Genomic DNA, 23614 nt, shown 5'->3' with positions numbered 1-23614 from the left:
CGGGAAATTATGCTTTTAACTCCCCTTATGTCAGATGCAAGACGTGAAGGTAGGGCTGAAGGTAGAGCTGAAGCAAGAACTGAAATCGCTAAGCGCATGTTAAATATGGGATACTCAGTGCAGTTTATCTCTGAAGCTACTACTCTTTCTATCGAACAGATTGAAAAGCTGAAGGCTGAACAAGAATAGTCAACCTATAACTAAAAATTCACTACCACCACCGCCGTTCGCTGCCGCGAACGGCTTTTTTACGCCAGCACAAAAAAATCTCCCGCACGCTGCCAAACGCAGCTCGGGAGATTTTCTACTATGTTAATATAAGCCAGGCCGCAACGCCTGTCGGCTGCAAGCAGCCTCTTATTTGCCGCTGTCAAACAGCGCTTCTACAAACTTATCCGGCTCAAAGGGGCGGAAGTCCATAATGCCTTCGCCTACGCCGATCCATTTAACCGGCAGGCCCAGCTCTTCCTTAATTGCCACAACCACGCCGCCCTTAGCAGTGCCGTCAAGCTTTGTGAGTACAACGCCGGTAACCTTAGCGGTTTCCATGAACACCTTAGCCTGATTGATTGCATTCTGACCGGTAGTAGCGTCCAGAACCAGGAAGGTTTCATGCGGAGCTTCGGGAATTTCGCGTTTGATAATACGGTGGATTTTTTCTAGCTCGTTCATCAGGTTAGCCTTGTTATGCAAACGTCCTGCAGTATCAATAAAAAGAATATCGGCCTTGCGCGCAATAGCGGCCTTCATAGCATCAAAAACAACTGCCGCCGGGTCGGCACCTTCTGCATGGCGGATAACGTCGCAATGCGCGCGTTCACCCCAAATCTGCAGCTGCTCACCTGCTGCGGCACGGAAGGTGTCGCCTGCTGCCAGAACAACCTTGTATTTGAACAGGGTGAAGTAATTTGCCAGCTTGCCGATAGTAGTGGTCTTACCTACGCCATTAACGCCAACAACCAGGATAACAGTCGGTTTAGCACCGATACGTGTACGTTGGCCGCTGTCTGCCAGCATCTCTGCCATATATTTTTTCAGAAAGGGAATAACATCCTCGGTACCGTTGATTTCCTTTTTCTTCGCAGCCTTACGCACTGCGTCGATCAGCTTTTCCGTAGTTTTTACGCCTACGTCCGCAGAAAGCAGAATCATTTCCAGCTCATCGAGAAAGTCATCGTCAATCGTTGCAGACAGGCCTACAAGCTCCTGAATGCGGTCAGTAAAGTTGCGTCTTGTTTTCGAAAGGCCTTCCTTTAAACGCTCAAAAAATCCCATTATTCATTCTCCTTTGCATTTATTTTTACGGATAATAGTTTAGAAACACCGGATTCTTCCATAGTTACGCCATACATGATATCAGCGCATTCCATCGTTCCCTTGCGGTGCGTAATTACGATAAACTGCGTATTATTTGCATAATCACGCAGGAAATCGGCAAAACGCTGGATATTGGCATCATCCAAAGGCGCGTCAATTTCGTCCAGGATACAGAACGGCGATGGCTGATAGCTCAAAAGAGCAAAGAGCAGCGCGATAACCGTCAGCGCTCTTTCGCCGCCGCTCATCAGGTACAGGCTCTGCAGCTTTTTACCGGGTGGCTGAACGTCGATATCGATACCGGAATCCAGCAGATTATCCGGCTCGGTGAGCCGCAGCACTGCCGTACCGCCGCCAAAGATTTTGACATAGCATTGCGCAAAGTATTCGTTGATCTGGGCAAAGGCTTCCTTGAAGCGCTTGGTCATACCGCTGTTGATTTCCGCGATGACCGCCTCCAGATTGTCCTTTGCTGTGCACAAATCGTCATATTGCTTACGCAGGAATTCGCTGCGCTCCTTCACTGCGTTGTATTCTTCAATCGCTGCCGCATTTATCGGTCCCAGGTCCGCAATCTGCAGCGTCAGCTGGCTTTCCTGCTTTTGCAGCTCCGGCAGCTCCATTGCCTGCAGCTCAGGTAAATCCTGACTGCGCGCCGCCGCCTCATCCAGCTGATAATCCTGCTCTAGCTGCTCCCGGATATGGCCGCAGCTGCTTTCGTGCCTTGCCAAATCCAGCTCCGTCTGCTTCAGCAGCGCTTCACTGTCGTTCACCTGCTTGCGCAATCCTGTCAGCGCTTGTTCTATCTCCTGCTGCTTATCCACCAGGTCGCCGCGCTCCTGGGCGAAGTCATCCTTGCCGCCCAAAATCTGCTGCAGCTGTGCCAGCAGCTCGTCGCTTTGCTGCTGCAGCTTCTGCTTTTGCACATCGCAGTCGGCAATTTCCTGCTGTCTGCGCTCCTGCTCCCTGCCATTGGCAGCAATCTCCTCCTGCAGCCGCAGTGTATCCTGATCCAGGCTGTGCATAGCCTTGGTGATGTCCTGCGTGCGTGCAGCAGAGGTCTGCAGCGTAATTTGGGCATCCTGCAGCTGGTTATCCAAGGCGGTGACCGCACTGCCGTATTTGGCAATTTCCTTTTTCAGGCTATCCAAAAGCTCCTTAGCCTGGGTATCCTGTCCCTCTCGCTCCGCAACTGCTGCGCGCAGCTCCTTCACCTTATCACGGCTTGCCATATAGGCAGCGGTGATATTGCTGCGGTCATCCAAAAGCAGCAGCAAGCGCTCGTTATCACGCGTCTTCTGTTGCTGCACCTGCTCCAGGTTCAGCTTGAGCCTGTCTGCCTTCAATTGCTGCTGACGAAGCTCTGCTGCCAGCTGCTGCAGCTGCTCCTTCTGCTTTCCTTCGGCTCCCTCCAGCTCCTCCAGCTTTTCCTGCCAGCCAAGCATTTCGGCATGCAGCTGCTTCACCTGCGCTGCTGCCTGCGCAATTTCTACATTACGGCTCAAATAGCCTTCCTTATGTTTTTTGCTGCCGCCGCTCATACTGCCGCCGGCGTTGACTACGTCTCCGTCCAGCGTAACCACGCGCAGACGATAGCGACCGGCCTTTGCCGCAGCCAAGGCAGCATCAATGTTTTCGGCAATCAGCACTCTGCCCAGCAAGAAGCGTACCGCATTTTCAGCCTCAGGCTTGAAGCCGATTAAATCAACCGCATAGCCAAGAATTCCCGGCAGCTTCGCCAGTGCTTCCTCCTCGTGGTTAGGGCTGCGACGCTGTACGGTATCCAGCGGCAGAAAGGTTGCACGTCCGCTACCAGTACGCTTCAAAAAGGCTATCGCTTCCTTCGCCGCATTGGCCGAGCGCATCACCAGGTTCTGCGCTCCCTCGCCCAACGCTGTTTCAATAGCAGCGACATATTTATCTTCCACCTGCAGCAGCTCCGCTGCCACACCTACAACCTGCTCACGCCAAGGCTCCTGCGCCTTCAGCACCGCTTTGATGCCGTAGCTGAAGCCCTCGTAGCTCTGCTGCAGACGCTTTAAGCTCTGCTCGCGTGTTTCGGCCGCCGTCAGCTGACGCTGGCACTGCTGCTGACTGCTGCGTACAGCCTGCAGCTCCTTTTGCCCTGCATCATAGGCACTGCGCAGCTCCTCGCCCTGCCTGCGCACCAGCTCCAGGCCGTGCGTACACTGCGACTGCTGCTCCAGCAGGCTGTTGTACTGCTCCTGTGCCTGACGGTCTGCAGCTTCCGCCTCTTCGATGCTCTTTTTCAAAGCATCGCGGCGACGTGCGCGCTGCTCCTGCTCCTGCTCCAGGTTATGCAGCTCGTTACGCAGCCTAATCAGCTCCTGCATGCCACTGAAGAACTGTGACTGCGCCTGCTCGTCGCTGCGCTTCGCTTCCTCCAGCTTGGCGCTCTGCTCGTCACGCTGCGCCTGCAGCTGCTTGACAGCGCCATCGGCCACAGTATGCCTTTTTTCGACAGCATCATACTCTGCTGCCAGCTCCTGCATTCTTGCTTCCTGCTCCTTCACCTGCTGCTCCAGGCGCTCGTTGCGCTGCACCAGGCGTTCGCCGGCCTTTTCGTTCTGGCTGACACGTTCATCAAGCACCTTCTGGTCACCGCGCAGCTTTTCCAAAGCAGTCTCGCGGTTTTTGATATCATCCTGTAATTTATTATAAGCCTCAGCCAGCTTATCCAGCTCCTGCTGCACCTTTACGGCCTCGGCCTGCATGCTGCCGACCTTTGCCGCCTGCTCGGAGTAGGCAGCTTCAGCCGCCTGCTTTTTCGCCAACAGCTCATTGCCTGTGTCCTCCATCGCATCAAGGCGGCGCAAAAGCACGGAAAGACGACAACGGCGCAGCGCTTCGCTCAGCTCATTGAACTGCTGCGTTTTGGCTGCAGCCTGCGCCAAAGGCTCTACCTGTGCATCTACCTCACTGCGGATATCGTTGATACGCGTAAGGTTGTTGGCCGTATCGTCCAGCTTGCGCACCGCGTCCTTTTTGCGCAGGCGGTATTTGGCAATGCCTGCCGCCTCTTCGAACAGACTGCGTCTGTCCTCGGGACGGCTGTTCAAGACCTCATCAATTTTATTTTGGCCGATAATGGACATGGAGCCCTTACCAAGGCCGGTATCCGCCATCAGGTCGATAATATCCTTCAGGCGGCAGCTTTTCTTGTTAATCGCATATTCGCTGTCACCGCTGCGGAATATGCGGCGCGTCAGGCTTACCTGCTCAAAATCAAGCGGCAGCGTCCTGTCGCTGTTATCAAAATCAATGGTGACCTCCGCTACGCCCAACGCTCTGCGCTTGCCGCTGCCGGAGAAAATTACGTCCTCCATCTTGCTGCCACGCAGATACTTGGCGCTCTGCTCGCCCAACGCCCAACGGATGGCATCAGAAATATTGCTCTTGCCTGAACCATTCGGTCCGACAACAGCAGTAATTCCCTTGTCAAAGGTCAATTCAGTTTTATCAGCAAAGGATTTAAAGCCATAGGTTGAAAAGGACTTTAAACGCACTAGCAATCACCCATTTTCTATAAATCAGTTATTATATCTTTTTATTGTATCATAAAATACAATTTTTTTACACCAGGCAGAAGTTCTCTCATGCTAAAAATTGTAAAATAACCTGCCAGCGCTCCGCCAAATCTGCCAGACGCAAACGCGCATTGGCCGGACTTGTCGACGGCAGATAAAAGACCTGCACCTGCTGCGGCAGTTTTTTGGCAAAATATTTTTTAAAGGCTGCAGCTGCCTTGCCACCATTGCAGACCACTGCCTGTAAACGTGGCAGCTCGCCTGCAAGCTCAACGACAGCGTTCGGCGCCTCGTTTTTGATGCTGCTGTCCAAGCTGCCCTCGCGCTCGCAATAGCCCAGCGTGTCCCACAGCGCAATGTGATGCTTATGCAGCAAGGCCTGCTTAGCACTGTAATCCTGCGGCACGTCCTCCTGCAGCAGCAGCGCCAGCAAACGCCAGAAGCGGTTCTGCCGATGTGCGTAATATTCCTGCTGCTCCAGGGATTTTATTCCCGGCATAGAACCGAGAATCAATATTCTGCTGTGCTCATCTACGATTGGTGCAAAGGATTTACATGTGGACATACTCTTATCTCATCTGCCTTATCTTGAATTATCTGCAGCTCAAGCCCCGGGAAGCACGCTTCCCAATAGCGCAGGTTGCAGCTTTTTTGCCCGCGCAGCTTTGATTCCAGGCGCGCAGGGCAATATATTTTAACAGCGCCGCAGTCGGCCAGCTTTTCTAATTGTGACGTCACTTCGGTGCGCAGCACTCTGCTTTTCACCAGCTCGCCCATCGCCGGGTGAAACGGTCCTGCAAGAATGTTGCCCGGCGCACACAGCTCGTCATCAGGCTGCAGGCCGATGCGGATAACATTCACGCCTGCTTCCGTCAGCTCGCGATAATCCCAGGCCGCCTGCGTCACGGCCTCCTCCAGTGTCAGCGGTACAAAACGCCCCGCCGCGTAGTCCGCAGCCAGCGGCGTACCCTTGATTACTAACAAAGGATAGATGCGCGCCACATCAGGATGCATTGCTATCGCCTTGCGCACTGTTTCCTGCACGCTGTCAAAGCTTTGCTCGGGCATGCCCACCATCAGCTGCAGGCCGACTTGAAAGCCGAAGCGTTTTAAAAGCGCCACCGCCGGCGCCACCTGCGCCGCCGTGTGGCCGCGCTCCGCTGCCGCCAGCACTCTGTCATCAAGCGACTGCACACCAAGCTCCACCAGGCGCACACCGTGACGCTGCAAAAGCTGCAAGCGTTCTTCATCCATATAGTCCGGGCGTGTCGAAAGGCGCACACTGCCGATAAAGCCTTCGGCAAGCAATGCGTCCGTCAGCGCCAGCAGCTCCTCCTGCAGCTCCAGGGGCAGGCCGGTAAAGCTGCCGCCGTAAAACGCCGCCTCGTTGGCAGTGCTCGGACGCAGCCAGCTGCGCCAGCGCGCAAGCTGTTCCTTGGCACCTGCGACAGCAGCCAGCTTCTGTCCGCTAATCGTCTTTTGGTTACAAAAGACGCATTGATGCGGACAGCCTGCATGCGGTATGAAAATCGGCAGAATAGACATAGGTATCCCTTCTTTTAAACAAAAACACAGATGTAATGTGAAATTTATAAGAAAAATACTATTAACGATAATAGTTCCTATTGACATTATCCCCCGCAGGGGGTTATCATAGTGTTGCAAGAAATTTAATAGGAATGTGGTGCAGCAATGAAATTATCTCACATGAAGTTTATAAAAACAAGTCTTCCCTTTACCTTTTCTACAATGGCGGCCTCGCTTATGGGCGCAGTCGACACAGCAGTTGTAGGTCATCTTGGCAATTATACCTATATCAACGCTGTTTCGCTGGGTGCTGTTATCTTCAGCACCGTTTATTGGCTCTTCGGCTTTTTGAAAATCTCCACCAGCGGCTTTGCAGCGCAGGCCTTAGGTCAGCACGATCCCAAGCTGCTCGCCGGTGCTTTTATCCGCGGAGTGCTTGCAGCCTTCGGTATCGGCCTTCTGCTCGTAATTTTGCAGGAGCCTATCTGGCGGACAGCATTACTGCTCTTCAATCCCGACGCAGCAACCAAGCCTATGTTGGAGCAATATTATCGCATGCTCATCTGGATTATGCCGCTGACGCTGGTTTTTCAGACAGCACAGGGATGGTTCGCCGGCACACTGCATGTACGTATCGCGGTACTCACCGCACTTGCCAGCAACGTCATCAACCTGCTGCTGGACGTACTCTTTGTCATTGTATTGCATTACGAGGTAACCGGCGTTGCTGCTGCCACCTGCATCGCCAATATTACCGGCTTTCTGGCCGTCCTGTACTTTTACGCCAAGCACAAGCCCCTGCCGCTGACAGCAGTTCCACTGCGAAAAATCTTTTCCGGTCCCACCTGCCGTCAGATGCTGCAGTGCGGTTCGCATCTCACCGTGCGTATGTTCTGCATGATTATCATGGTCAATAGCTTTATGCATCAAAGCTCAGCCTTCGGCGGTGAGCTTTTGGCCGCTAATTCTATTCTGTTCCAGATACAGTTCATTATGGGCGATATTCTGACCGGCCTTTCGCAGGCAGGTGCCATCTATTCCGGCATTGCCTTCGGCGAGCACGACCGCTCCATGCTCAATGATACGCTGCGCATCAGCTTTATCTGGGCCATCGGCTTCGGCCTGCTGCAAACAGTTGGCTATTATTGCTGCCGTCACGCCATTCTTGGCTGCTTCACCAATCTGCACAGCGTTATTGCCACGGCGCAGCAGTACGATTTGTTTATAGCCTTCTTCCCGCTTATCAGCGCACTCGGTATCGTCTACTACGGCGTATTCAATGGTGCGCTCTACACCAAGCCTATCTGCATCTCCATGCTGCTTACAGCAGGCTGTTACCTTACCGCCTACTTTACACTCATTCCGCTTTATGGCAACATCGGCCTGTGGCTGGCCTTCCTCATCTTCTATATTGCTCGCAGCAGCTTTTTACTGTTTTTTGTTCCCAAGCTGCAGCAAAGAGTAGCTTTGGCGTAATCTCAAACAAGACTGCACGTTCTTAACGTGCAGTTTTTTTAACTTCAGCGCAGATATTGGTCAATGGCCACTTCAAAATCCTCCAGGCTTTTGCTGCCCTCACCTTTTTCGATAGCATGAAAAATGCAATGCTCCAAGTGGTCCTTCAGGATAACTTTGGCTGTATTATCCAGCGCTTTGCGCACCGCAGCTATCTGAATCAGTACCTCCGAGCAATCCCTGTCGTTATCTACCATAGTCTTGATAGAACGCACATGTCCTTCAATGCGTGCCAGGCGGTTGACAACCTTCTTCTTATTAGGATGGTTGTGAGCGTGTGTATGAGCTTCCTGCAAAGTCTGCTGTTTTTTATCATCCTGCTGCGTAAGCTCCGCCTGACTGCGCACATATTCCAATAAAGATTTTTCCTCTGCCATTACTGTCACCAACCTTATCTCTACATTATTAAAAGGGAGCGCACTAAACACGCTCCCTCATTTTATTGCTCTGCCTGCGGCGTCAAAATGCTTTCGATTACCAAAGCCACGCCGTCATCATTATTGGATGCCGTAATGATTTTTGCATTCTGCTTCACGCTGTCCTTAGCATTAGCAACAGCAACGCCGATACCGGCATTGGCAATCATCTTCACATCGTTATTGGAATCACCGATGCACATAATTTCCTGCGGCTGTACGCCGTAGCTTGCCGCTACGCTTTTTACCGCCTCCCATTTGTTGACACCGGGCTCCATCAGCTCCAGGAAATTGTCTTTAGAGCTGGTAACATCCAGCTTGCCGGCAAAATCCTCTTTAAATTGCTGCCATACAGCGGCAAATTCCTCGCTCTTGGTCATAACAAGAATCTTATACGGTTCTTCATCCGTATGATAAAGCGCCTCACCGATAGCAGTAGTCTGAATACCGCTGATTTTGGTATACATCCGGGAGCATTCGTTCTCCTGCTTAATCAAAATGCTGTCACCCACATAAAGCTGCAGGTAATAACCCTTCTCGCGGCAGTACTCCAGTACCTCGTTGGCTGTAGACAGCTTCATCTTGTGCTCGTAATAAACCTTACCGCTCAGACTGCCCTTAACGAGAGCGCCGTTATAGGTAACAAGCGGCACATCAAGGCCCAGCTTTTGCGCATAGGGACGCACGGAAACGTACATTCTGCCCGTAGCAATCAAAAAAATCTTGCCTGCGTCCAGTGCCTTTCTGATAGCTGCCTCGTTACGCTGAGAAATCTGGCAGTCCTTATTCAAAAGTGTATCGTCCATATCGCTGGCAATCAGCTTAATTTCCATGCTCCATCTGCTCCTTCAACATCAATTTATCCAAAAATATAGCTGCTGCCGGATAAAGCAGCAAAAGAAAAATACCGTGCATAATGCCAAAGTTAAGGTCATAACCCGGCAGCATCCGGCAAACAGTTACGGCACCCTCCAGGGAGAAGGCAGCCATCACCAGCATAGCCTTCAGGGAGTCATTTCTGCGTTTGGCCAGCTCCTGCAGCCTAGTCAGCAAAAACTGCTTGTCAACAATAACATGCATCAGCTTCAATCCCAGGCACATAAAAGCACCCTCGATAAAGGAGCCTGCCACAAGACCGCCCAGGGTAACAACCTGCAGCATACCGGTTACATATTCACATAGTAAAAAAATGACGCTCAGCGTCAGCCACATTGTAGCTAAATTATACATTGTTTTCTTCAAATTAATCACCAAGATACATTATAACACAGACAGCCGTCAAATTACACCAGGCGTCTGATATTTTATGATGCTTTTAAGCATATTTTGCAAGTATTTCTGCATATTTTGTGGTAAAATAAATTTATTAACGTAAGCAGACAGCATTGTCTGTACGAAAGGAGCAGTTTATATGAAGCGCAGTGATAAATTCCGCCAGGCCAACCGCGAAGCTCTGGCTACTGTTATCGCCACCATCGCCGTCATCATCTTCTGGTGCCTGGCAGGCTTTGGACTGGCAGACAGCAATATTACATTCTGGCATACACCTCTTTGGGTTTGGGGCGGCTGTGTCGGCACCTGGCTTTTTGCCATCGCCGTTACCGTTTTTCTGACAAAGAAGGTTTTTGTCAACTTTGATTTGGATGACAGCACGGAGGATAAGCAGCATGAGTAGTATTTTAAATATTTTACCAGCACTGGCCTTTCTGCTGATTCTGTTGAGCATCAGCGCCTATATCCAGCGCACGTCAAAGGAAAACAGACAAAAGGATTTCGCCAAGGATTACTTCATCGGCGGCCGTACTCTCGGCGGCTTTGTACTGGCTATGACCACCGCTGCCACCTACAGCAGCGTAAGCACCTTCGTCGGCGGTCCGGGCGTAGCCTGGGTTATCGGCTACGGCTGGCTGTACATGGCCATCGTGCAGGTAGTCGTTATCTTCCTCGTTTTAGGCGTGTTCGGCAAAAAAATTGCCCTGATTGCGCGTGAGATTGACGCCGTAACCGTTATTGACGTGCTGCGTGCCCGCTATCATTCGGACTTTCTGGCGAACATGGCAGCAGTTGTCATTGTCGCCTTCTTCTGCGCCACCATGGTGGCACAGTTCGTCGGCGCCGCCAAGCTCTTCGAAGCAGTAACCGGCTTTTCTTATCTCACCGGCCTCACGATGTTCGGCCTGATAGTTGTCATCTACACCACCATCGGTGGCTTTAAAGGCGTTGCCGTTACCGATGCCTGCTGCGCCATCGCCATGATCGTCGGCCTGTGCATCCTCATGGGCGGTATGATGCACGCAGGCGGCGGCTTCAACAAAATCATGAGCTACATCAGCACGCAGCATCCCGATATGCTCGAGCCTCTCTCCCGCGGCAAAATGCCTATTTCTCTGTATATCAGCCAATGGCTGCTCGTCGGCATCTGTACGCTGTCGCTGCCGCAGTCCGTTGTCCGCGGCATCAGCTACAAGGATACCAAGGCGCTGCACAATGCTATGATTATCGGTACTGTCGTTATCGGTGCTATGACGCTGGTCGCAACCTGGATCGGTGTCATCAGCAAAGGCATCCTGACCGGACCTATTGCAGCCTACGGCAACAGCGTTGATAACATCATGCCGATTGCCATTGTGCACAGCCTCACCCCCTTCTGGGCCGGCGTTATCATCATCGGACCGATTGCCGCAACCATTTCCACTGTATCCTCGCTGCTGCTTTCCTCGTCCTCCTCTATCGTCAAGGACGTTTACATGAACATCAAGGGCAAGCGCGAAGAACAGCTCAGCAATAATCAGATACGCCTTTACAGCCTCGGCGCAACGATTATCCTCGGCCTTTTGGTCTATGCCATCGCCATCAAACCGCCCAGCGTTATCTGGCAGATTAACATGTTTGCCTTCGGCGGTCTGGAAACAGCCTTCTTCTGGGTGCTGATTTTCGGTCTTTTCTGGCCCAAGGCCAACAAATGCGGCGCTATTGCAGCCATGGGCGGCGGCGTTATCATCTACTGCCTGGCTATGGTCTTCAAAATCAAGGTGCTCGATCTGCATCAGATTGTACTCGGCATCGGTCTTTCCTTGTTGTGCTTCTTCATCGGCAACAGCTTCGGCAAGACAGTTGATGAAAAAACACTGCGCATCTTCTTCCCCGAAAAATTTGACGACGAATAATAAATACGCCTAAAATCACAAACACCCTACGCATTGCCAACGGCAATACGTAGGGTGTTTTTCATTTGCTTAAACAAAGCTTATGCAAAATCCTTGTAGATACCTTCCTCACGGCGTCTGGTGGCCGTTTTGGAAACGTAGGTACCATGAACAATATTGGTAAGCTTCTTCTTCGCTAAAATCTTTTGGATGTAATCAAGATGCGGGCAAGGCGGCTTATGCGAATTATCCGATACCATGCAGGTAGAAAGATGCACGCAAATCTCCTGCCCCTCCTCCTTAAAGCGGCGCAGGCGCTTCGCCAGGTTCTCCAGCTTAACCGTCAGCGCACCGCCGGAGCAACCACCGCAGGTGAAGCTCATGTAATGCGTATCCTCGGGATAACCGGCAAACTTGCCCTCACGGCTGTAAAAGGCGTGCGTACAGTTGTAGCCGCAGCAACGCTGCTGCACCGTATCGCACTGGATAATTACTACCAGCTTGCTCATTTTATCATGCCTGCTGCTTTTAAAGCTGCATCCAGCTTAGCCTCAGCGGCAGCGCTGATAGGAGTCAGCGGCAGACGCGGAGCACCGGCATCAATACCGGTAACCTTGGTAACAGCAGCCTTAATAGGAATCGGATTGCTCTCTATAAACATAGCCTTAGCCAACGGCACCATAACCTTGTTGATATCCGCAGCGTCTTTCACGCGGCCTTCGCTATAAGCCTGCATTAATTGCTGCAGCAGGTTGCCGTTAACGTTGGCCAGAACGGAAATCAAGCCGCAGGCACCAACGGACATGAACGGCAGAATCAGGCCGTCATCACCGCTGTAAATAGAGAAATCTTCCGGCAGCACACGATACAGCTCTGCAGTTTGTGCTACATTGCCTGCTGCCTCTTTAATAGCCACAATGTTGCTGAAATCTGCTGCCAGACGTGCAACAGTTTCCGGAGCAATGTTGCCGCCGGTACGTCCCGGAACATTGTAAACGATAATCGGCAGCTTGGTAGCCTTTGCTACGGCTGCAAAATGCTGGTAATAGCCTTCCTGAGTCGGTTTGTTGTAGTACGGACCAACTACGAGCACGCCGTCAACACCGCAGGCTTCCATTTTTTTAACCAGGTCAATAGTGCTGGCAGTACAGTTGGTGCCTGCACCGGCAACAATCTTGGCACGGCCGTTGACACGTGCAACGATGGTCTGCATGAATTTTATTTTTTCATCCATGTCCATGGTTGCAGCTTCACCGGTAGAGCCTTCTACTACCAAGCCGTCACTGCCGTTAGCCAGCAGCCAGTCGGCAAAATCTGCACCAGCTTCATAATTGATGCTGCCATCAGCGTTGAACGGCGTAACCATTGCCGTTAATAATCTACCAAAATACGGTTTGTTCATTGTAATTCCACCTCTTAAAACTAATAGAAACTAAAATTCTCTATGCTATATTGCTTATTATCTAAATAAATTTTATAATTTTTCGGCGTACTTCACGTACGTCTTGGAAACATAACGATGCAGACGGTGCTTTATACACAGACTACAACTTAAAGGCTTCATGTAATGCCTTCACAGCCTCCACCAAATGCTCCTCTTTAACGATTGCGGAAATCGTAGTATCGCTGTCCACAGTCTGCAGAATAGCGATATTGTGGCTGGCAAGCGCAGTTACAAAGGTAGCCATAATGCCGGGCACGCCACGCATAGCGCTGCCGACAACAGAAACCTTGCCGCAGCCTTCGTTCAGCGTATATTTAAAGCCGGTTTCATTAAGCACCTTGCAGGTGTGCTCTACATCGGGAGAGAAGACTGCAAACATTGCTTCCTTCTCCGACAAGTTCAGGCAGCCTACGCTGATGCCTGCATCCGCCAGATCCTCGAACAGATTACGGCCTGCAGTAATATCCTGCGGGTTCAGGTCTATGCGGAACTGTGCCAGGTCGTTAAGATGAGCCACACCACTGGCGCAGGATTCGTTAATCGCAATTTCGCCGCCGTTACCCTGACCGATGCGTTCGCTGGTAATCAGAGTACCGGGAGCATCGCTAAAGGTGGATTTAACATACATGGGAATATTGCTGCCCATGGCAATTTCCACGGCACGCGGATGAATAACCTTCGCACCGTTCTGCGCCATCTGGCAAACCTCGGCATAGGAAATCTGCTGCAGAATATTAGCCTTCTCGACAATGCGCGGGTCAGCAGTCATGATGCCCTCAACGTCAGTATAGATTTCTACAAAATCAGCCTTGAGTGCAGCGCCCAGTGCAGCAGCAGAAGTGTCGCTGCCACCGCGGCCCAAGGTCGTAAATTTATAGTTGTTTTCCGTCATGCCCTGGAAGCCGCAGACAACCGGAATGATGCCTGCCTCCAAAAGGCGGATAAGACCGGAGGTATTGATATTTTTGATACGTGCTGCACCAAACTGGGAATCGGTGATGATGCCTGCCTGACCGCCGGTGAGCGCCATAGCGTTGATACCGAATTTTTGCAGAGTTGCTGCCATTACGCAGGAGGAAATGATTTCGCCGCAGCACATCATCATATCCATCTCACGCACATTAACGGAAAGGTTAACGTCCTTCAGGGTACCGATAAGAGTATCGGTTGCGTAGGGCGCACCATTGCGTCCCATAGCCGAAACAACTACTACCGGGGAGTAACCGTTGCGGATAGCCTGCTGTACCTTGTTTTTAACTGCAACGCGGGCTTCCTCACTCGCGACGGAGGTGCCGCCGAATTTCTGTACAATGATTTTCATGTAAATTGCTCCTCATCTGTTTATATTCAAATGCAAAATGTACCGGATGCTGGAAAGGCTGCGGCGTACAAGCTGTACGCCGGTAGTCTTTACACGCAGAGGTGCATTATTATTTTTCTAACCAGCCGTTTTTAATCATAACCTCGGCAATCTGCAGAGTGTTCAGCGCAGCGCCCTTGCGGATCTGGTCGCCTACTACCCACAGGTTGAAGGTATTCGGATTGGACTCATCGCGGCGCAGACGGCCAACGAAACAGTCATATTTTTCCGAGGTATATAAAGGCATCGGATAAACCTGATTGGACGGATCGTCCATCATCTGAACGCCGGGGAAGGCATCAATAGCAGCTGCCATATCCTTCAGCTCCAGATCATGCTCAAATTCAATGTTTACCGATTCGCTGTGGCTGCGGTATACAGGCACACGCACGGTAGTAGCGGTGATGCGCATTTCGTCATCATGCATAATCTTTCTGGTTTCGTTGATCATCTTCATCTCTTCTTTGGTGTAGAGATTGTCAAGGAAAACATCAATCTGCGGAATCAGGTTAAACGCAATCGGATAATGCTTCGGCAGGCTTGCAGACGGAAGAATGTGTGCCTCCATCTCACGGCCCTCGCTGTAAGCCTTGGTCTGGTCGGTGAGCTCGTCAATGCCCTCCTTGCCGGCGCCGGAAACAGCCTGATAGGTAGAAACGACAATACGTTTAATGCGTGCCAGGTCATACAGCGGTTTCAGTGCCATAACCATAATAATGGTAGAGCAGTTGGGGTTGGCGATAATGCCCTTGTGCTTCAGGATGTCCTCCGGGTTAACCTCAGGCACAACCAGCGGCACTTCGGGGTCCATACGGAAGGTGCTGGAGTTATCAATAACAACGGCACCAGCCTTTACAGCGTACGGAGCGAACTCCTTGGAAACGCTGCCGCCTGCGAACAGAGCGATATCAATGCCCTCGAAGGAGTCTTTGGTAGCCTCCTGCACAGTATATGTTTTACCCATAAATTCAATCTGCTTGCCTGCGCTGCGCTTGGAAGCCAGCAGACGCAGTTCTGCAAACGGGAAGTTTCTTTCTTCAATAAGCTTCAGAAATTCAGTACCAACAGCACCGGTAGCGCCCAAAATAGCAACATTATACTTTTTCATAAAATTCTCCCCCTCACTATTTAGAGTAATTTATCTAAGCCGTATACCAGGCCTACTTGGTCAACAATTTTGCGGCAGCCAAGTGCAACGCCCGGCATGTAGCATTCGCGGTTTACAGGATCAGTACTGATTTTCAAAGTTTCGCCCTGACCGCCGAAGATAACCTCCTGGGAAGCAACGTAACCCGGCAGACGTACACTGTGAATCTTCATGCCCTCGTAATCCGCGCCGCGCGCACCTGCCATGGTTTCCTTTTCATCAGGATTGCCCTGATGCATAGCCTTGCGCACCTCAGCAATTTTTTGTGCGGTAATAATCGCCGTACCGCTGGGAGCATCCAGCTTATTATCGTGATGCTTTTCAATAATTTCCACATGCGGGAAGTATTTGGCAGCCTCACACGCCAGCTTCATCATTACAACTGCACCAAGCGCAAAGTTTGGTGCAATCAACAGGCTGGTGTTGTGCTTGCGTGCCAGCTCATCAACCTCTTGCAAATCTGCATCGCTGAAGCCTGTTGTGCCTACTACAGCGTGCACGCCTAGCGGCAGCATTTTGCGCAGATTGCCCATTACAACATCAGGACGGGTGAAGTCAACAACAACATCCGGTTTAGTAGCTTCAATGGCAGCAACCAAGTCTGTCGTTACCTTAACACCATCACCCAGATGCACAGTGCCTTCCTTAATATCTACAGCACCAACAAGCTCCAAATCAGCTTCGCTATATACTTTTTTACATACCTCGCCGCCCATACGGCCCAGCGCACCATTTACCAAAACACGAATCATGTCGTTCACTCCTTAATCATAAAAATAACCGTTGAGATATTTCCTTTGGATTCTATCTCAACGGTTAGCATGTCAAATAAATATTCACACCCATAGCCGAGATAGCCCTCCGCTGCAGATGCAGCGACAGTCCGGCAGCTTTCACTGACGGCCCAGCACAACGACACGGCTGCCATTGCACTTCGGCGTTAGCCCTTTTGTGATGCTTCTCAGCTCCCGCTCCACAACCTACTCATGCTTTCCGCGCCTCTATCTTAATGGTTTGCTATTAAAAAAATTATATTACTGTTACTGCTATTTGTCAACGAGGAAAATTATTAGCATCTTCTTATAACAGCAAGTGTAAAGATTTTACAAAAAGGGAAGGTATAATGATTTCTATTACGAGATTTTGGCATTTTCTCCCTTTTCTCGTAATAGCATTCTCCCATTTTACCGTTTCAGCACACATCCTATTACGAACTTTTTCACCTAGTTCACTTTTCTCGTAATAGAAAACGCAGAGCGCACGTACAACGTCACGCCCTGCGCAAAGCTCACAGGCTCAAAAAGTTCTTCAAAATCGTCCGTCCCTGCGGCGTCATAATCGACTCCGGGTGGAACTGCACACCATACACCGGCAGCGTTTTATGCTGCAGCGCCATGATTTCATTCTTTGCCGTTTTGGCCGTAACCTCCAGGCATTCCGGCAGGCTTTCCGGCTCCACAATCAGCGAATGATAGCGCGCCGCCTCAAAGCAATCCGGCATATCCTTAAAGATAGGGCTTATTGCCGCCAAATACACCTTATCCGCCTTACCATGCACAATCTCCGGCGCATGCACCACATTGCCGCCAAAGGCCTCGCCAATCGCCTGATGCCCCAGGCAGACGCCCAAAATCGGGAACTCACCGGCCAGCTGGCGAATCACCTCCAGACAAATACCTGCCTGCTTAGGATTACCCGGCCCTGGCGAAATAATAATATGGTCCGGCTGCATAGCTCTGATATCCTCAAGCGTCAGCTTATCATTGCGCACAACCTTGATATCAGGATTGATTTCGCCAATCAGCTGATACAGATTAAAAGTAAAGCTGTCGTAGTTATCTATAATCAAAATCATTCCTTACTCCTCCTCTGCCGTCATGCGCAGTGCTGTCATACAGGCGCCCGCCTTATTCACAGTCTCCTGAAATTCATTGTCCAATACGGAATCCGCAACGATACCGCCGCCAGCCTGAATATAAACCCTGTCGTTCTTTTTAACCATAGTGCGGATTGTAATGCAGATATCCATGTTACCGCCAAAATCAAGATAACCCATGCCACCGCCGTAAATACCGCGGCGCTCCGGCTCCAGCTCGTCAATAATCTCGCAGGCACGAATCTTCGGCGCTCCGCTCAGCGTGCCTGCCGGGAATACTGCCCGCAGCGCGTCCAAGGCGTCCTTATCGGCACTCAGCTGTCCTGTAACCTTGCTCGTGATATGCATAACGTGCGAAAAACGCTTAATCGCCTTGTAATCACTCACCTTGACGCTGCCAAAGTCACAGACACGGCCCACATCGTTGCGCCCCAAATCCACCAGCATATTATGTTCTGCAATCTCCTTGGCGTCTGCTAAAAGCTCCTGCTCCAGCGCCAGGTCCTCCTCGCTCGTACGTCCGCGGCGACGTGTGCCCGCAATCGGCATGATGATGACCTTTTTGCCAACCACCTTCACCAACGTTTCCGGCGAGCTGCCGGCGATTTCCATATCGTCATTATGTAAAAACACCATGTACTGCGAAGGGTTCGTCGTTCTCAAATAGCGGTAAGCGCTGAAAAGGCTTTGGTCATAGGTTGCGCTGAATTTTTGCGCGTACACAATCTGAAAGGCATCGCCGTTTTTGATATATTCCTGGCAGCGGAGCACACTTTTATTATACTGCTCACGGCTCTGGTTACTGGTGAACTCGCCCAGCTTAGCCTTTACAGGCTTCTTCGGCTGCACAGGCTGCAGCAGCATTTCCTCCATCGCCGCAATTTCGCGCTCTGCCTTAGCGTAGTTGATGGCAGCATTATCTGTTTTGACATTCACAATCAGGAAAATCTTCTGCTTGAGATGGTCAAAGGCAATCAGCTTATCAAACAGCATCAAATCGACATCGGCAAATTCCGCCTTGCGTTCTTTATTTACCCGCATATCCGGCTCGCAGTAACGCATAAAATCAAAGCCGAAGGTACCTACAAGCCCGCCGGTAAAATTAGGCAGGCCTTCAATCTGCGGTGCCTTGTATTCCTCCAGAATATGGCGGATGCAGCCCAAGGGATCGTTTTCCTGATACTTCACGGCGGCACCGCTGATGATTTCCGCATTACCGTCGGTTATTTTCAAACGCAGCACAGGATCATAGCCTACAAAGGAATAACGCGCCCAGTGCTCACCGCCCTCAATGCTTTCCAAAAGGAAGTAATTGCGGCTGCTGCGTCTTACATTGTCCAAAAATGCCAGCGGCGTCAGCATATCCGCCAGGCATTCCTTCGCTACCGGTACAGCCTTGTAGTCCTTTGCATACTGCATGACCTGCTCCAAAGATAAATTCAACATTTTTTCACCTCATCTGCTTATTTACACCCGTGTCAACAAAAAAAGCCTGCCCTCGTACTGCTCGCTTTGAGCAATATCAAGGACAGGCTATAAATACTTATACCTGCGGTACCACCTTGCTTCGCCGTACATCGGCGCTCTCTCGCAGAATGCTGACACATTCCTCACCCTTAACGCCGGTGTAACGTTGCCGAATACTCTCGCCTGCGCGATTTGACAGCACCCTCAACGGTCCATTTATCAGCCTGCATCTCTATCCGGCTTCCACCTGCCCGAACTCTCTGTAAGCGCATCTGCTGACTTGATCTCCGTCTCAACGGTTTGTGGTCTTTTTTGAAGTTGTGCCTAGTGTATCACTCTGCATTAATAGTGTCAAGAAAATATTACACTTTGCGTGTTTCCGATTATTTTGCAGTAAATAATGTAAAGCAGGTTACAATTTCAAAATAACTGCGCAACAGCAAGCAAGGTATATATTACGTAAGTTTTTTCTTCTCCATGAGAAAAACTCACCAAAAATACAAAGTTTTTCTTTTCTAAACGAAAAACTTCTGAATTTCAAGTACTTTTTCTTCTACAGGCGAAAAACTTTGGAGGTAAAAATCACCGCCAGATTCGTCTTCAATCTCAGCGGTGATCATTTTTTATCAGTTTGTATCCCTAGGCGCTCATTTTAGCTGCCAGCGCACGTACTTCCTTCACCGAAAGCTTAGAGTACTTAACAATCTTATCTATGCTTTCATTATTGGCAAGCATTTCTTTAGCAAAGCTAATACGAGCTTCTTTTTCCGTCTTTTTGATAGCTTCTTTTTCACGTTTCGCTATAAGCTTTTCCATTACATCGCCCATTTTATCCAAGCCCTCCTTCTCTTCTTTAAAGTATCTAATTTTTTCAGCAAGCTTTTTATAATGCATATCATCAGGATTCTTGCAGCAAAAGTCATGCATCAGCATTCCTAACGGAGTGTCATTATGAATTTTGGCATTAACGTAGATAATATGCGAGCCATCTGCAAAGCTGCTACCATTCTCATCTATCGTTCTATGAATATGATAAATCGGCAACAGTCCTTTAAGCACGTCTTCCTTTGTAATGAAAATAACATAGTTCTCAGGGATTTTGTCAAAATACTCACCCTTCGGCAAGCTTTTGGCATCCAACAGGCTCATATGATAGCGCGCTCTTTGAGGAATGGCGCCACTGCTTTCATTCTGTACTTCGACATTGAACTTGGTGCCATCAGCTTTTTCAGCTAAAATATCAAGCTGTAAGTCCCTTCCCTGAAGATTTTTAAGACGTTTTTGTGTAGATGCTTTCTTTACTTTGATTGTATCATTTTCTAAAATAATCCGCAATATTAATTGCGTGCGCTCTATATCATCTTCAAAAACCTTGGTCATGAACGGGTCATCCATAAGCGTAAATTCTTTAATGGAATTCAATAAATCTTGCTTTATTTTTACCATTTATTATTCATAGCCTTTCTTCTGATTCTTCTGACTAGTCTTTGTGCTTATTATATTAGCAGAGAAGGTTACTATAGTCAAGATATTTTTCTGAAAATTCACTTTTATTTTTGCAGTATATTAAAAGGCGGCGCAAGCGCACCGCCCCAAGGTTTCAGGTTAAACTTACTATTTCATGCACGCATCACGTGGCAGTCCCAGTTGCTCGCAGATGTCGCCCCATTTTTGCTGACGTGTTTTCATCGCCAGCAGCTCCTCCACGCTCTTGTCGCAGTGGCGCGCCAGGAACATTGCACGCTTCACCTGATGCGAAGCGTAACCCATGCGCATATATTTGTCCACCAGCTTTTTATCCAGGCCAAACAAGCGGTGGATGCGGTCAACCTTGTACTCATGCTCGGCACGCGCCAGCTTTTCCGGTGTCAGTCCCAGCAGATAATCAACGCGCGTCCACACGTATTTATCGCGCAGCTGCGCCACCTCCTTCACCGGCTTTTTCGCTGCGTACGCATGCAGGCACAGCTTTTTCAGCTCCATGTAGCTGATGCCGCTGTCAAAAAGCTCGCCAAGCTCTTCCTTGTCGAAGAGGAAGCTGTCATGCAGGCCGTTCACTGCCTTTTCCTTATCCATAGGCTTCTTGCCTGCGGCGCTGGCAGTTGCTCCGCCAACAACAAAAAGACCGCAGAGCATCAGGCAGATTAAAAGAGTTATCTTTTTCATTTTGCACCCCTTTGCGAATATTTAATTATCAAATGAGCATTTTTTTTGATTCTTGCTAAAATTTTCTCCTGTTCATCTTTTGTATAGCCAATTACATCTTTGATTTCGTATTTTGGTAAAACGCATAAAAGGCTGTGAAATCCATCTTCTGCATCAGGTGTTTCTACGTATACTAAAACAGTACCGTCCGCTTTCATTTCCGAATGCGTGTATTCAGTTCCATCATTTAATGTCAAATATGGATAAATCATATAAAGCACCATCCTTTCATACGTATTATAGCATATTTACAGGTTCAGAAAAAGCTATATAAAAGTGGCGGCGCTAAAGGCGCCGCCGTAGGGTTAAGTGTTAGAAGCTATATTCATAGCCAACCATGAAGTTACGGCCCAAGGAATAAAAATTCGATGTACTGTTACTCGTAATATCTAATCTGTCAAATATGTTGTTAATGTGCAAAAATGCCTTTTGATTTTTCTCAGGTGCATAGGTGAAATGCAAATCAGTAAAGCATTGCGGCTTGAGTTCTCTTTGCGGTTTGTCTATAGAGGCTCTGGTAGACATCCTGTCTCCTACAAAGTTTACAGACATGCTAGCAGCAAATTTACTTTGCGTATAATCAACAGCTCCTTGCAGCTGATATTTATTATAAATTTGATGCCAATCCATATCACCATAGTTATGAATATTTTGAGCTTTAGGATTTTGGTAGGTAGCACCCCAACGTGTTGACCAATTATCATCATGCGTTATTGCATAAGACAATTCAACACCAGTGTTTTTAACATCTTCGTTGAAATAGTCTACTCCATCAACAAAGCCGTCGTTATCATAGTTTACTTTAGCGTCTATGGAATCCTTGATTTTATAATTGAACAAAGCAAATCGCAAGTTGCCTTTGCCGATATTCGATTTATAACCGATTTCATAATGTGTTCCCTGTTCAGGTTTCAGATCAAGCGAAGGATTCATATTACCGTTACCGAAAAGTTGAGTCAAATTAGGCAAACGGAATGATTTACCAATCTTTGCATAAAAACTGCTATCATCGCTCACCTTATAAATATATTGCAGTTCAGGAGTAAATTTGCTTAAGTTGTCGTTATGAGTATAGTTGCTAGTACCGGTTTTATTATCCTTCTGATAGCCGTCACAGCCTGTTGCCCACGTTTCACGGGCATTAAAAATTAAATTGGAGTTATCGGATACCTTCCAATCATAAGAAGCATAGACAGAATAGTTATCACGTTGATAGGTGCTATTTTTATTATTGCTTGAAGAGAATAAATCCATATCTTCTTTTTGATAACCGGCACCGATTAACAATTTGTTTTCTCCCATATCAAATGTTTTTTGTAAATCAATATTTGTATTATGTCCTTTGCGCCAGCTATAAGGAGTCTTTGCGGACCATGCACCCTTCGAAAAATTAGACCGATCATATGATTTTTCCTGAGTTCCGTAAGATACATTAGCCTTTAAACCATCTTTATCGTATTGAAGTAAGAACATATTGTCGGTATCTTCATAATAATTATTTTGCGTACGCTCGCCTGACAACGCTTTTTTCTGCCAGTATTCATGCTTGTTATTTGAATAACTATGCGTAAAGGTTAAGCCATCAAGCATTTTCCAGTTCCACAAAACACTTTTTCTATCACCTTTACCATAATCATATACAGTAGTCCTAGCAGTAGGTTTGCCAACATAGCCACTCATATTATCGGCTTTACCACGCTTCTCATAGCCGGCAACAATATTAAATTTATCTGCACCGACACTTACATTGTAGCGTTGCTTACCAAAATTACCTGCAGCAACTTTAACAGTATTGCTCATTGCTTTCTTGGTAATAATATTAATTACACCGCCGGTAGCTTCACTGCCATATAATACAGAACCACCGCCTTTTACTACCTCAATTTTTTCAATGGATTCAGACGGAATATCCTCCAAGTTATACTTACCGTCCTGATTCATCGGAACACCATTGACCAAAACCAAAGTACCCTTTTCAACGCCACGAATCATAACCTTACTGGTCATTGTTCCCATACCGGTACCGTTAAAACCTTGAGATTGTGTATTAACGCCTAATGTATTTTGCAATACATCATAAGCATTGCCAGCACTGCTTTTTTCAATCTGCTCTTCGCCATAGACCTCTACAACAGCAGGAATATCCAAATCTTTTTTTTCTGTTCTTGTTGCTGTAACAACCATTTGGTCTAACGAATACTCCTGCAGCTCTTCAGCAAATACGTTTGTACCCCCCCATATTACACTACCGGTAATGAGGGCCGTCATCAATAAACCCTTGGAAAAATTACTCTTCATGTTTACTCATACTCCTATCAAAAAAATTTATTGAAAAGCCCCAGCACACCCAGTCTTTCATGGTCATATGCAACAAGCTTCACAATCGGTAAAAAATATTTGTATATCAGCTCATCTAGATAATATTATATCTTATTTTAAAGTATATAGCTACTTCATAGTCAATATTTTTATGAAAATTTTTGCAAATAAAAATCACCGCCAGATTCGTCTTCAATCATAGCGGTGATCATTTTTTATCAGTTTGTATCCCTAGGCGCTCATTTTAGCTGCCAGCGCACGTACTTCCTTCACCGAAAGCTTAGAGTACTTAACAATCTTATCTATGCTTTCATTATTGGCAAGCAT

At 48.7% G+C, this 23614-nt stretch carries 22 protein-coding genes and 1 riboswitch; of the genes, 4 read left to right on the top strand and 18 right to left on the bottom strand.

Going from position 1 to position 23614, the window contains the following annotated elements; genetic code table 11:
• Positions 1-9: 9 nt before the first annotated feature.
• Positions 10-189: a hypothetical protein gene (locus tag Q0612_RS08255; protein WP_298883248.1), complete on the top strand. Its 180-nt coding sequence runs from the start codon at positions 10-12 to the stop codon at positions 187-189.
• Positions 190-357: 168 nt separating this feature from the next.
• On the opposite strand, the gene ftsY is transcribed toward Q0612_RS08255, so the two are convergent.
• The 4 genes from ftsY to Q0612_RS08235 all read right to left on the bottom strand — a co-directional run bounded on the left by ftsY (position 358) and on the right by Q0612_RS08235 (position 6410).
• Positions 358-1275, bottom strand: coding sequence for a signal recognition particle-docking protein FtsY (gene ftsY, locus Q0612_RS08250; protein WP_021719708.1), 918 nt, complete (start codon positions 1273-1275; stop codon positions 358-360).
• Positions 1275-4844 carry a chromosome segregation protein SMC gene (gene smc / locus Q0612_RS08245; protein ID WP_298883243.1) on the bottom strand — a complete coding sequence of 1190 codons (3570 nt, stop codon included), beginning with the start codon at positions 4842-4844 and terminating at the stop codon, positions 1275-1277. Before smc ends, ftsY begins: the two co-directional genes overlap by 1 nt.
• Positions 4845-4932: 88 nt before the next feature.
• Complete coding sequence (locus tag Q0612_RS08240; protein WP_298883241.1) at positions 4933-5430, bottom strand: DNA-deoxyinosine glycosylase; 498 nt, start codon at positions 5428-5430, stop codon at positions 4933-4935.
• The gene (locus Q0612_RS08235) at positions 5397-6410 is read right to left on the bottom strand and encodes an elongator complex protein 3 (protein ID WP_298883239.1); all 1014 of its coding nucleotides are present in this window, start codon (positions 6408-6410) and stop codon (positions 5397-5399) included. Before Q0612_RS08235 ends, Q0612_RS08240 begins: the two co-directional genes overlap by 34 nt.
• A gap of 147 nt (positions 6411-6557) precedes the next feature.
• On the opposite strand from Q0612_RS08235, the gene Q0612_RS08230 reads away from it, so the two are divergent.
• Complete coding sequence (locus Q0612_RS08230) at positions 6558-7868, top strand: MATE family efflux transporter (RefSeq protein ID WP_367181718.1); 1311 nt, start codon at positions 6558-6560, stop codon at positions 7866-7868.
• 44 nt (positions 7869-7912) lie between these two features.
• On the opposite strand, the gene Q0612_RS08225 is transcribed toward Q0612_RS08230, so the two are convergent.
• From Q0612_RS08225 to Q0612_RS08215, 3 genes are all read right to left on the bottom strand, one after another.
• Positions 7913-8203: a metal-sensing transcriptional repressor gene (locus tag Q0612_RS08225; RefSeq protein WP_367181719.1), complete on the bottom strand. Its 291-nt coding sequence runs from the start codon at positions 8201-8203 to the stop codon at positions 7913-7915.
• A 143-nt stretch (positions 8204-8346) separates the two neighbouring features.
• The gene (locus Q0612_RS08220) at positions 8347-9156 is read right to left on the bottom strand and encodes a Cof-type HAD-IIB family hydrolase (protein WP_298883234.1); all 810 of its coding nucleotides are present in this window, start codon (positions 9154-9156) and stop codon (positions 8347-8349) included.
• A complete protein-coding gene (locus tag Q0612_RS08215; protein WP_298883231.1) occupies positions 9146-9553 on the bottom strand; it encodes a hypothetical protein in 408 nt (135 codons plus the stop codon). Before Q0612_RS08215 ends, Q0612_RS08220 begins: the two co-directional genes overlap by 11 nt.
• Before the next feature lie 181 nt (positions 9554-9734).
• On the opposite strand from Q0612_RS08215, the gene Q0612_RS08210 reads away from it, so the two are divergent.
• Entirely contained in the window at positions 9735-9998 is a 264-nt protein-coding gene (locus Q0612_RS08210; protein WP_021719700.1) for a YhdT family protein, read from the top strand.
• A complete protein-coding gene (panF, locus tag Q0612_RS08205) occupies positions 9991-11490 on the top strand; it encodes a sodium/pantothenate symporter (protein ID WP_298883224.1) in 1500 nt (499 codons plus the stop codon). The genes Q0612_RS08210 and panF overlap by 8 nt, the downstream gene beginning before the upstream one ends.
• Positions 11491-11570: 80 nt before the next feature.
• Here the strand turns inward: panF and Q0612_RS08200 are convergent, their stop codons facing one another.
• From Q0612_RS08200 to Q0612_RS08150, 11 genes are all read right to left on the bottom strand, one after another.
• Positions 11571-11978 (bottom strand): CGGC domain-containing protein, encoded by a 408-nt coding sequence (locus tag Q0612_RS08200; RefSeq protein ID WP_293690941.1) that lies wholly within the window; start codon positions 11976-11978, stop codon positions 11571-11573.
• Positions 11975-12871: a 4-hydroxy-tetrahydrodipicolinate synthase gene (gene dapA / locus Q0612_RS08195; protein WP_298883217.1), complete on the bottom strand. Its 897-nt coding sequence runs from the start codon at positions 12869-12871 to the stop codon at positions 11975-11977. The genes Q0612_RS08200 and dapA overlap by 4 nt, the downstream gene beginning before the upstream one ends.
• A gap of 142 nt (positions 12872-13013) precedes the next feature.
• On the bottom strand, positions 13014-14234 hold the full coding sequence (dapG, locus tag Q0612_RS08190; RefSeq protein ID WP_298883213.1) for an aspartate kinase: 1221 nt from the start codon (positions 14232-14234) through the stop codon (positions 13014-13016).
• Positions 14235-14343: 109 nt separating this feature from the next.
• Entirely contained in the window at positions 14344-15381 is a 1038-nt protein-coding gene (locus Q0612_RS08185; protein WP_298883209.1) for an aspartate-semialdehyde dehydrogenase, read from the bottom strand.
• 20 nt (positions 15382-15401) lie between these two features.
• On the bottom strand, positions 15402-16172 hold the full coding sequence (gene dapB, locus Q0612_RS08180) for a 4-hydroxy-tetrahydrodipicolinate reductase (RefSeq protein WP_298883206.1): 771 nt from the start codon (positions 16170-16172) through the stop codon (positions 15402-15404).
• Positions 16173-16266: 94 nt separating this feature from the next.
• Positions 16267-16432: riboswitch (Lysine riboswitch) on the bottom strand.
• 276 nt (positions 16433-16708) lie between these two features.
• A complete protein-coding gene (locus Q0612_RS08175; protein ID WP_298883204.1) occupies positions 16709-17275 on the bottom strand; it encodes an aminodeoxychorismate/anthranilate synthase component II in 567 nt (188 codons plus the stop codon).
• Between the two features lie 3 nt (positions 17276-17278).
• On the bottom strand, positions 17279-18742 hold the full coding sequence (gene trpE / locus Q0612_RS08170; protein ID WP_298883201.1) for an anthranilate synthase component I: 1464 nt from the start codon (positions 18740-18742) through the stop codon (positions 17279-17281).
• Between the two features lie 660 nt (positions 18743-19402).
• The gene (locus Q0612_RS08165) at positions 19403-20209 is read right to left on the bottom strand and encodes a PD-(D/E)XK nuclease family transposase (RefSeq protein WP_298883198.1); all 807 of its coding nucleotides are present in this window, start codon (positions 20207-20209) and stop codon (positions 19403-19405) included.
• Positions 20210-20377: 168 nt separating this feature from the next.
• Complete coding sequence (locus tag Q0612_RS08160) at positions 20378-20929, bottom strand: hypothetical protein (RefSeq protein ID WP_210684351.1); 552 nt, start codon at positions 20927-20929, stop codon at positions 20378-20380.
• A complete protein-coding gene (locus Q0612_RS08155) occupies positions 20926-21180 on the bottom strand; it encodes a hypothetical protein (RefSeq protein WP_277259294.1) in 255 nt (84 codons plus the stop codon). The genes Q0612_RS08160 and Q0612_RS08155 overlap by 4 nt, the downstream gene beginning before the upstream one ends.
• Before the next feature lie 100 nt (positions 21181-21280).
• Positions 21281-23266: a TonB-dependent siderophore receptor gene (locus Q0612_RS08150; protein ID WP_298883177.1), complete on the bottom strand. Its 1986-nt coding sequence runs from the start codon at positions 23264-23266 to the stop codon at positions 21281-21283.
• Positions 23267-23614: the final 348 nt, after the last annotated feature.

Origin of the sequence: uncultured Phascolarctobacterium sp. (assembly GCF_937920985.1) — a bacterium.
Taxonomy (GTDB): domain Bacteria; phylum Bacillota; class Negativicutes; order Acidaminococcales; family Acidaminococcaceae; genus Phascolarctobacterium_A.
This window is presented reverse-complemented; position numbering and strand designations above follow the sequence as displayed.

Coding starts and splice junctions, on each gene's coding strand:
- Q0612_RS08240 (WP_298883241.1), bottom strand. CDS start 5,430: ATGTCCACATGTAAATCCTTTGCACCAATCGTAGATGAGCACAGCAGA.
- ftsY (WP_021719708.1), bottom strand. CDS start 1,275: ATGGGATTTTTTGAGCGTTTAAAGGAAGGCCTTTCGAAAACAAGACGC.
- Q0612_RS08165 (WP_298883198.1), bottom strand. CDS start 20,209: ATGGTAAAAATAAAGCAAGATTTATTGAATTCCATTAAAGAATTTACG.
- Q0612_RS08255 (WP_298883248.1), top strand. CDS start 10: ATGCTTTTAACTCCCCTTATGTCAGATGCAAGACGTGAAGGTAGGGCT.
- Q0612_RS08210 (WP_021719700.1), top strand. CDS start 9,735: ATGAAGCGCAGTGATAAATTCCGCCAGGCCAACCGCGAAGCTCTGGCT.
- dapA (WP_298883217.1), bottom strand. CDS start 12,871: ATGAACAAACCGTATTTTGGTAGATTATTAACGGCAATGGTTACGCCG.
- Q0612_RS08215 (WP_298883231.1), bottom strand. CDS start 9,553: ATGTATAATTTAGCTACAATGTGGCTGACGCTGAGCGTCATTTTTTTA.
- Q0612_RS08230 (WP_367181718.1), top strand. CDS start 6,558: ATGAAATTATCTCACATGAAGTTTATAAAAACAAGTCTTCCCTTTACC.
- Q0612_RS08175 (WP_298883204.1), bottom strand. CDS start 17,275: ATGATTTTGATTATAGATAACTACGACAGCTTTACTTTTAATCTGTAT.
- dapG (WP_298883213.1), bottom strand. CDS start 14,234: ATGAAAATCATTGTACAGAAATTCGGCGGCACCTCCGTCGCGAGTGAG.
- Q0612_RS08235 (WP_298883239.1), bottom strand. CDS start 6,410: ATGTCTATTCTGCCGATTTTCATACCGCATGCAGGCTGTCCGCATCAA.
- Q0612_RS08200 (WP_293690941.1), bottom strand. CDS start 11,978: ATGAGCAAGCTGGTAGTAATTATCCAGTGCGATACGGTGCAGCAGCGT.
- Q0612_RS08185 (WP_298883209.1), bottom strand. CDS start 15,381: ATGAAAAAGTATAATGTTGCTATTTTGGGCGCTACCGGTGCTGTTGGT.
- trpE (WP_298883201.1), bottom strand. CDS start 18,742: ATGTTGAATTTATCTTTGGAGCAGGTCATGCAGTATGCAAAGGACTAC.
- Q0612_RS08220 (WP_298883234.1), bottom strand. CDS start 9,156: ATGGAAATTAAGCTGATTGCCAGCGATATGGACGATACACTTTTGAAT.
- Q0612_RS08150 (WP_298883177.1), bottom strand. CDS start 23,266: ATGAAGAGTAATTTTTCCAAGGGTTTATTGATGACGGCCCTCATTACC.
- Q0612_RS08155 (WP_277259294.1), bottom strand. CDS start 21,180: ATGATTTATCCATATTTGACATTAAATGATGGAACTGAATACACGCAT.
- dapB (WP_298883206.1), bottom strand. CDS start 16,172: ATGATTCGTGTTTTGGTAAATGGTGCGCTGGGCCGTATGGGCGGCGAG.
- panF (WP_298883224.1), top strand. CDS start 9,991: ATGAGTAGTATTTTAAATATTTTACCAGCACTGGCCTTTCTGCTGATT.
- Q0612_RS08160 (WP_210684351.1), bottom strand. CDS start 20,929: ATGAAAAAGATAACTCTTTTAATCTGCCTGATGCTCTGCGGTCTTTTT.